This is a genomic window from Pseudomonas sp., from assembly GCF_026224925.1.
Taxonomy (GTDB): Bacteria; Pseudomonadota; Gammaproteobacteria; order Pseudomonadales; family Pseudomonadaceae; genus Aquipseudomonas.
In genome coordinates, this window is the sequence record NZ_JAMFRV010000336.1 from 1 (window position 1) to 4,221 (window position 4,221).

A 4,221-nucleotide genomic window follows, 5' to 3' on the forward strand; every position below is an offset into this window, starting at 1 on the left:
ACATGGGTTAAGGTAAGTAATAAGAATTCTCTGACGGTGCTTCATGAATGAGCAAAATGAAGGTCTAGGTCACATGCTTCCGGTTGCTTAGTAGCCGCTAAGGCCTTTCAAGTGATGCTCACGTCCGACCAGCGCCTGAGTATCAAACAGGGTGATGATGAATCTGCAGGCCCGAAGCTTCCTCTACAACGGTGGATTGAAATCCGCCTGGCTCGCAATGCTCAAGCAATAGCCGCATCGGTGACTGTTGCTGGCGAAGAGGAATTTTCCTTCCTGTTTAGAGGGCCCATTGTGGGCCTGGGCCGTATCGTCATCGGTAGTAACATAGAGACTTCGATTCCCAGTGTTAATGCCAAGATTGCCGAGATCAGGTATGTCGACGAGTCCGGCGAGTCTCTGTGGGACTTTCCGCTAAAACCAACGCTCGGCGTTCCAGATAAAAGAGGCCTGCGCGGTGAGCTTAGAATCTACGGCTCACCCACATTTTCAATTACCGGCCCACGTTGGGATGGTACGGTTCTGGATCCCCGTCTAGATCCCCAGCATTACGCATGCGTGCAGTTGCATGAAGATGATCAGCCGCCATTCGATTGGCCTGCCAGTTTGCACGTGCAGATCGCCGATGACGCGGTTCCAGGGCTGTACGGATTGACCCTGTCGCATGGAGCACTGGCCGAGACGTTTCCATTTGTCGTAAGGGCGAAGATGCCAGCGGCGAAAATCCTCTTCCTGCTGCCCACGATGACCTATCACGCTTACGCCAATGAGTCGCTGCCTGAGGCTCTTTTTCCGTGGATTGTTGAGGATCGTGGCCACCGATTCGCGCAGGATAACGGTTGGTTGAGCCTGTATGACCAGCATCGCGATGGGTCGGGGGTCAGTTGGGCGAGCTGGCCGAAACCTTGGGTTACCGTGCGCCCGGATTACATCTATCCCCTTTGCGGTGGGCCGCACGGGTTCCCGCTCGATCTTCATGCATTGCGATTTATTGCAGGGTGTGGCGTGCAGGTAGACGTAATTACAGACCATGACCTCGATCGAGAGGGCGCTGCTGCACTGTCCGGCTGCAAAGCGCTTTTTACGGGCAGCCATCCTGAATACTGGACGCGTCCGATGCACGAGGCGCTGCAGGCCTATCTTGCCACCGGAGGCTCGCTCGCCTATCTAGGCGGCAATGGTTTTTACTGGGCGACCGCAGCCGACGAAACCGGGGTTGAGGTTCGGCGCGGCGTCAGTGGGACGCGTACTTGGGAAGATAAGCCTGGGGAGGGTTATCTGTCGCTAAACGGCGAGCCTGGCGGGCTCTGGCGTTGGAGGGGGAGGCCGGAGCACCAAATCACGGGTATCGGCTCTACCGGTATGGGATTCACTCACGCGCTGCCTTACAAACGCCGTGAGGACAGCTATTCGCAAGAGATGGCTTGGCTGTTCAAAGGAGTAGAAGGTGAATATATCGATGCCCCCGGATTGCTTCTCGGCGGCCCGGCTGGCTATGAAGTTGACCGAATCAGTAGCAAATGGGGCACGCCCGTGGGTACGAAGCTTCTTGCCGAAGCGGGCCCATTTGGAAGTGGATATGTGTGGGAGGACGGCGAGGTGTACGAGCCGGGGGAAGAGCACCAAATCGTTGCGCACATGACCTTGCGTAAAACTGCAGCCGGAGGAATCGTCTTTGCCACTGGATCGGTTTCGTGGCTAGGCGCGCTTCCCTCTGGCGACGAACAAAACGACGTGGGGTTGATCATGCGTAACCTGATCGACTTCATCGATCCAATGAGTCTTGCTTGATAACCACGCGAAGTGGATAGAGCAGAATTATATGAACTGGGAGAAATGCTGTCGAAATCAGCGATTTCTGAATTTGATGATCAAATGTATCTAGAAAGTCGTACATGCTGATTTCTCCGAGATCTATGTCTGGCCTGCACCCGCCCGGTTTGGTGCGAAGTCTACGAGCGAAGGTTAGTGTGCTGTGAACCAGTTGGGGTGTAGCACAGGAAAATGTTCCTTCAGCCAACCCACAAATGCGTCGACCTGAGGCGCAAGATGCGTTCTGCTTGGATAAAGCACGGAAACCAGGCGCGGCTTTGGACGATGGGCCCTGAGCACCTCAACCAGTTCTCCACTTGCGAGGAAGGTCTCAACGGTAATTCCCGGAGCTTGAACAATGCCGAAGCCTGCAACACCACATTGAACGTAGGCATTTGACTCATTCACAGTGATACCACCATGAGGTGTGTGAGGATGATCCTCGCCGTCCACCGAGAAGTGCCAAGGCAGCGGCCTATTGCTTTGACCGGAAAGGAAGCTGACACATCGGTGGTCTACTAGATCTTGCAGGGTTGTGGGTGCCCCGAAGGCTTGGAGATAACCTGGGGAGGCACAGGTCACCATGATGGCGGTGCCAATTTCTCTGGCCACCATACTTGAATCTGGAAGGTTACCAATTCTCAGTACACAGTCGATGCCCTCGGCTACGAGATCTACCGTACGGTCGGTCACACCTAACGCAAGTTCGATTTCGGGAAATGCCTCAGTAAATCTCCTAAGACTTTCCATAAAACTGTGCTGGGAAAATGCAGTGGGAATGTCAATTCGAAGCCGTCCACGTAAGGTCGACCCACTACGGTCGAACATGGATGTGGTCTCTGCGATGTTCGCCAAAATCTCTTTGACGCGTTCGTAAAATCGCTCCCCTTCAGCAGTCAGTTTTACCTTGCGCGTAGTGCGTTGGAAGAGACGGACACCCAGCGAAGCTTCCAGATCCTGAATGGTGCGTGTGACGTACGGACGTCCTGCCTGCATTGCCTCTGCAACTTTGGTGAAGCTCTCCAGCTCCGCTAGCTTGGCGAATACCTGCATAGCCTGTAGAAGCTCCATAAGTCTCCCCCGAGAAGCATGTTAACTGCGATGATTGTTGCTTATCAGGATAACAATCCTGTTGGTTTCTGCACATTTATCCAGAAGTGGGAACGCGGAACAATGTCCTCAGCGTAAAGGGGGAGCTTTTCCTCCTCTGCACCTCAAAACTGCTGGAGACAGAAAATGAAAGCGTGGCTTCTGAAAGATTTTGGCTTGGATAATCTGGTGCAGGGCGAAACGGAAACCCCCGTGCCCCAAGCGGGTGAACTGCTGGTTAAAGTAGGCGCTGTATCGCTCAATTTCCGGGACAAGGCCATCGTTGACGGTATCTATGAACCTCACATGGTGCCCAAGCCGCTGATCCCCGTCAGCGATGCGGCAGGGACTGTCGTGGCAGTTGGTGATGGTGTCAGCCGCTTCGCTATCGGAGATCGGGTCAACTCACACCTCTACTCACGTTGGTTGGACGGCATGCCTGGGCCAGATGAACCCAACTACTGTTTCGGCTCGCCATTGCCTGGTGGTCTGGCGGAATACATGATCATCCATGAAGACAGCGCGGTACGTGCCCCCGACAACATGTCAGATGAGGAAGCCGCGACCCTTCCAATTGCTGCTCTGACGGCATGGTATGCGCTCGTCGATTATGGCCAGATCGAGGCCGGCCAAACCGTTTTGGTTCAGGGATCTGGAGGTGTTTCTGTTTTTGCAGCACAAATTGCTACGGCTTTGGGAGCCAAGGTTATCGTCACCTCCAGTCGTGATGACAATCTGGAAGCTGTAAAAAAACTGGGTGCTGTTGCTGGTGTGAATTATCGCACTACCCCTGAGTGGGCAGAGGAAGTTCTGAAGCTCACTGACGGCAAGGGGGTGGATCTCCTGCTGGATGTGGCAGGCGGTGATGGCATCAATCAATCGATTGCTGCAACAAAGGCAGGTGGACGTATCGCACAGATCGGCTTTCTGACAGGCCAAACCTGTGCCCTGAACCTTATGCCTATGATTTTCCGACAAACAACGATTCGCGGCATCGCCGTTGCTCCACGCTCGTCATTTGACCGAATGAATGAGTTCTTGAATGAGCACAAGATTCGCCCGGTAATCGACCACGTGTATTCATTCGATCAAGCGCGCGAAGCGTACGAACACTTGGCCAGAGGCGCCTTTGGTAAGGTAGTAATCAAGATCGCGTAGGATCAAAAGTTTGTCGTTCAAGACATGCTTCTGCAGACTGATGGCCAACGTTCCATGCTAGCGAGGCAGCTTGGTTGGTTTACTTGTTGCTCATGATGGGACGGGGGCGCGATCTGGGTGCGGCCACTGCTGGTTTGGATTTCAATCTGTTGGCGCTTGCTCTCC

3 protein-coding genes are annotated in these 4,221 nt (G+C 54.1%); 2 read left to right on the forward strand and 1 reads right to left on the reverse strand.

All coding sequences use genetic code 11. The features are described from left to right. Positions 1-114: 114 nt before the first annotated feature. A complete protein-coding gene (locus M0974_RS14745; protein ID WP_297837976.1) occupies positions 115-1,788 on the forward strand; it encodes a N,N-dimethylformamidase beta subunit family domain-containing protein in 1,674 nt (557 codons plus the stop codon). Positions 1,789-1,962: 174 nt separating this feature from the next. Here M0974_RS14745 and M0974_RS14750 read toward each other — a convergent pair whose 3' ends face one another. Next, positions 1,963-2,862 carry a LysR family transcriptional regulator gene (locus tag M0974_RS14750; protein ID WP_297837981.1) on the reverse strand — a complete coding sequence of 300 codons (900 nt, stop codon included), beginning with the start codon at positions 2,860-2,862 and terminating at the stop codon, positions 1,963-1,965. 183 nt (positions 2,863-3,045) lie between these two features. Between M0974_RS14750 and M0974_RS14755 the strand changes: the two genes are divergently transcribed. Then, positions 3,046-4,056 (forward strand): NAD(P)-dependent alcohol dehydrogenase, encoded by a 1,011-nt coding sequence (locus tag M0974_RS14755; RefSeq protein ID WP_297837979.1) that lies wholly within the window; start codon positions 3,046-3,048, stop codon positions 4,054-4,056. Positions 4,057-4,221 lie beyond the last annotated feature (165 nt).